4 protein-coding genes are annotated in these 4,719 nt (G+C 62.2%); 3 read left to right on the forward strand and 1 reads right to left on the reverse strand.

The window, feature by feature from the left end:
* Window positions 1-917, reverse strand: a 917-nt coding sequence (locus tag OQK_RS30480) for a dermonecrotic toxin domain-containing protein (protein WP_038861054.1), incomplete at its 3' end; no start/stop codon positions are given.
* A gap of 304 nt (window positions 918-1,221) precedes the next feature.
* Between OQK_RS30480 and OQK_RS17885 the strand changes: the two genes are divergently transcribed.
* The 3 genes from OQK_RS17885 to astA form a co-directional block, all read left to right on the forward strand.
* Window positions 1,222-2,442, forward strand: a complete 1,221-nt coding sequence (locus OQK_RS17885) for an aspartate aminotransferase family protein (protein WP_016773586.1) — start codon at window positions 1,222-1,224, stop codon at window positions 2,440-2,442.
* A 246-nt stretch (window positions 2,443-2,688) separates the two neighbouring features.
* Window positions 2,689-3,708: an arginine/ornithine succinyltransferase subunit alpha gene (gene aruF, locus OQK_RS17890; RefSeq protein WP_016773587.1), complete on the forward strand. Its 1,020-nt coding sequence runs from the start codon at window positions 2,689-2,691 to the stop codon at window positions 3,706-3,708.
* A gap of 51 nt (window positions 3,709-3,759) precedes the next feature.
* Window positions 3,760-4,719: arginine N-succinyltransferase (gene astA, locus OQK_RS17895; RefSeq protein WP_016773588.1), on the forward strand; the 960-nt coding region annotated here is incomplete at its 3' end.

The raw sequence follows: 4,719 nt of genomic DNA on the forward strand, positions 1-4,719 counted from the left end.
ACGCGCGCGGCATTGCGCGTCATGTACAGGTCCGGGGCGAATACCACGATGCCGGTCAGCGGTGCGCAAAGCATCGTCATGTCATGACACAGCAGCGGGGCGCCATGCACATGCAGGCCTTTCACGCCGTCGAGCATGGCCTCGATCGTGCGTAACGCGTTTTCCGAGACATCGCGGTTCATCCGCGCCCATTGCAGGGCAGACTTCATCGCGGCCTTCTGGCTGGCGTCGATTTTGCCGCGCAAGACCGAAGCGACCATCGGATCGGAATAGCCCAGATTGTCTTCCAGACTGGCTTTGTATTGGGCGCCGATATCCAGTCGACGGCACAGTTTGGTGAAAGCGGAAATGCTCAGTTTCGCCTTGATCTCTGGCAGGGTTTCAAACTGCCCTGTGGCCGAGGGGGCGCTGGTGAATGTCGACTCGGCTTCGAAGGCGTTGTCTTCGGTTTCCCTGTCTTCGAAGTTATGCAGCGCAGCCTCGAGCAGTGACACGGACCAGGCGCGGGCGCCGGTGCGGATCGGAAACCACGGGGTGGTGGCGGGAATGTACAGGCGCACGTAGGTGTTTCTGACATCCAGTTCCAGATCGAAGCAGCTTTTCAGCTCGGCCTTGAGCAGGGGCTCGGCGAAGGCCGCAGCGTCCTGCAAGTGCTCCAGGCTTTTATCGACCCGGCTCTGGGCGCTGATATGCGCCGCCCCAAGGCTTTTCATCAGCGCGTGCTGTTCGGCTGGCGCGTTCTTGAGCGCGGCCGGCTGTTGCGGGAGGCTGCTTTTCAATGCTTCTCGCCGAGTGGCTGAGGTGTCGCCCAGCCAGGCGGGAATCGCGTTTTTCAGTGGTTGATAATGCTCGTCCGCATGGTGCGCGTCAGTTGCGTCATCCGGGCTTGCCGATGGGGGTGCTTCAGACAAATGCATGGCCATTCCTTGGCGTTGGGAAGAACCCTCAGCAAATCAGCAGCAAGCGCCCCCCGTGCGGTAGATATTTATGTCTCTGCCGTGGGGGCTGACTTGGTATCCTGCGCGGCCTGCCGCAAATCGGCCGCGCCCGGTAAACTGCGCCTTTGCGACGCTATATGTCGCATTGCCGTAAACCCGGGAAAATCCGGGGTTTGCGCTATAAGAAGTTGTCGCTTGGCGACAAGGCCGGGCACCCAACTGTCCTTACAATCCCCTCATCGCTCGCCAGTTCCAGGCGGGTGTTCCTCTTCAGGAGACTCCGATGTCCGTTGAGCACGCTGCGGTACAACGCGCCGATTTCGACCAGGTAATGGTTCCCAACTACGCGCCTGCCGCTTTCATTCCGGTGCGTGGCGCCGGTTCCCGGGTCTGGGATCAGGCCGGCCGCGAGCTGATCGACTTCGCTGGCGGGATTGCCGTCAACGTTCTGGGCCACGCGCATCCGGCGCTGGTCGGTGCGTTGACCGAACAGGCGAACAAGCTGTGGCACGTGTCCAACGTGTTCACCAACGAACCGGCCCTGCGCCTGGCGCACAAGCTGATCGACGCCACGTTCGCCGAGCGCGTGTTCTTCTGCAACTCCGGCGCCGAAGCCAACGAGGCCGCATTCAAGCTGGCCCGTCGCGTCGCATTCGACCGTTTCGGCACCGAGAAATACGAAATCATCGCCGCGCTGAACAGCTTCCACGGCCGTACCCTGTTCACCGTCAACGTCGGTGGCCAGTCGAAGTACTCCGACGGTTTCGGCCCGAAAATCACTGGCATCACCCACGTTCCCTACAACGATCTGGCCGCACTGAAGGCCGCGGTGTCCGAGAAGACCTGCGCGGTCGTGCTCGAGCCGATCCAGGGCGAGGGCGGCGTACTGCCGGCCGAGCTGGCTTACCTGCAAGGTGCCCGCGAACTGTGCGACGCGAACAACGCCCTGCTGGTGTTCGACGAAGTGCAGACCGGCATGGGCCGCAGCGGCAAGCTGTTCGCCTACCAGCATTACGGCGTGACCCCCGACATCCTTACCAGCGCCAAGAGCCTGGGCGGTGGTTTCCCGATCGCGGCGATGATGACCACCGAAGCGCTGGCCAAACATCTGGTTGTCGGCACCCACGGCACCACTTACGGCGGCAACCCGCTGGCCTGCGCCGTCGCCGAAGCGGTGATCGACGTGGTCAACACCCCTGAAGTGTTGAACGGCGTGAACGCCAAGCACGACAAGTTCAAGACCCGCCTGCAACAGATCGGCGAGAAATACGGCCTGTTCACTCAGGTGCGTGGTCTCGGTCTGCTGATCGGCTGCGTGCTCAGCGAAGCGTGGAAAGGCAAGGCCAAGGACATCTTCAACGCCGCTGAGCAGGAAGGCCTGATGATTCTCCAGGCTGGCCCGGACGTGATCCGTTTCGCCCCGAGCCTGGTGGTGGAAGACGCCGATATCGACGCCGGTCTCGACCGCTTCGAACGTGCTGCGGCGAAGTTGACGCAAGCCTGATGGACCTTTCGGCGCCTGGAGTTTTTCCGGCGCCGAACCAATTTTTGATACCGGGCACATTCACCTGTTGGATTGAACCTGTGGTGAGGGGATTTATCCCCGATGGGCTGCGCAGCGGCCCCAGATTTTTGGGGGTGCTTCGCCCCCCAGCGGGGATAAATCCCCTCGCCACAAGTCCCATTCCTGCATCGATCTTTATGTGGGCCCGGTTTTTTCTGTGAATATTGAAGAGAAAGGAGTGACACCATGCTGGTGATGCGCCCCGCGCAAATGGCTGATCTGGGCGAGGTACAGCGTCTGGCTGCGGACAGCCCGATTGGTGTCACTTCCTTGCCGGATGACGTGGAACGTCTGAGCGACAAGATTGCCGCGAGCGAAGCCTCGTTCGCCGCCGAAGTGAGCTTCAACGGTGAAGAGAGCTACTTCTTCGTTCTTGAAGATTCCACTACCGGCAAACTGGTCGGCTGCTCGGCCATCGTCGCTTCCGCCGGTTATTCGGAGCCGTTCTACAGCTTCCGCAACGAGACTTTCGTCCACGCCTCCCGCGAGCTGAAGATCCACAACAAGATCCACGTGCTCTCGCAGTGCCACGACCTGACCGGCAACAGCCTGCTGACCAGTTTCTACGTGCAGCGCGAGCTGGTCGGATCGCCGTGGGCCGAGCTCAATTCCCGTGGCCGTCTGCTGTTCGTCGCCAGCCACCCGGAGCGTTTTGCCGACTCGGTGGTGACCGAGATCGTCGGTTACAGCGACGAGAATGGCGATTCGCCGTTCTGGGATGCGATCGGGCGTAATTTCTTCGACCTCAACTACGCCGAGGCCGAGCGCCTGTGCGGGTTGAAAAGCCGCACCTTCCTCGCCGAGCTGATGCCGCATTACCCGATCTACGTGCCGCTGCTGCCGGATTCCGCCCAAGAGGCGATGGGCCAGGTGCACCCGCGTGCGCAGATCACTTTCGACATCCTGATGCGCGAAGGCTTCGAGACCGATCACTACATCGACATCTTTGACGGTGGCCCGACCCTGCATGCACGGGTTTCCGGGATCCGTTCGATCGCCCAGAGCCGCGTGGTGCCGGTGAAGATCGGCGAGCCGGTCAAAGGCGCCGGGCGTCAGTATCTGGTGGCCAACGCACAGTTGCAGGATTACCGCGCGGTGTTGCTGGAGCTGGATTACGCGCCGGGCAAACCGGTGACGCTGGATATGGAAGCAGCCGAAGCCCTGGGCGTCGGTGAAGGTGCCAGCGTGCGCCTGGTGGCGGTTTAACGCCTTAGCGAGTTTCACGGGTGGCGCGAGCGGCCCGTTTGAGGAGATAGCATGATTGTTCGTCCCGTACGCAGCAGCGATTTATCCGCGCTGATCGACCTGGCCCGTAGCACCGGCACCGGCCTGACTACCTTGCCGGCCAACGAAGAGCGCCTGACCCACCGGGTCGGCTGGGCCGAGAAGACCTTTCGCGGCGAAGCCGGGCGTGGCGATGCCGACTATCTGTTCGTGCTCGAAGACGATGACGGCCGTGTGGTGGGGATTTCCGCCATCGCCGGTGCGGTCGGCCTGCGTGAGCCCTGGTACAACTTCCGCGTCGGTCTGACGGTCAGCGCTTCGCAAGAGCTGAACATCTACCGCGAAATCCCGACGCTGTTTCTGGCCAACGACCTGACCGGCAATTCCGAGCTGTGCTCGCTGTTCCTGCACGCCGATTACCGCAACGGCCTCAACGGCCGGATGCTGTCCAAGGCGCGCATGCTGTTCATCGCTGAGTTCCCGGAGCTGTTCGGCAACAAGATCATCGCCGAAATGCGCGGTGTGTCCGACGACGCCGGGCGCTCGCCGTTCTGGGAAAGCCTCGGTCGGCACTTCTTCAAGATGGAATTCAGCCAGGCCGATTACCTGACCGGCGTCGGCAACAAGGCATTCATCGCCGAACTGATGCCGAAATTCCCGCTGTACACCTGCTTCCTCTCGCCGGACGCGCGCAACGTCATCGGCCAGGTGCACCCGGACACCGAGCCGGCACTGGCGATGCTCAAGAGCGAAGGCTTCAGCTACCAGGGTTACGTCGACATCTTCGACGCCGGCCCGGCCATCGAATGCGAAACCAGCAAGATCCGCGCGGTGCGTGACAGCGAAGCGCTGGTGCTGGCCGTCGGCACGCCGGGCGATGACGCCACGCCGTTCATCATCCACAACCGCAAACGCGAAGATTGCCGCATCACGGCTGCCCCAGCGCGTCTGGCTGCGGGCACCCTGGTGGTCGATCCGCAGACCGCGAAACGT

The organism is Pseudomonas sp. R62 (genome assembly GCF_000257605.1).
In the GTDB taxonomy this organism is placed as follows: domain Bacteria; phylum Pseudomonadota; class Gammaproteobacteria; order Pseudomonadales; family Pseudomonadaceae; genus Aquipseudomonas; species Aquipseudomonas atacamensis.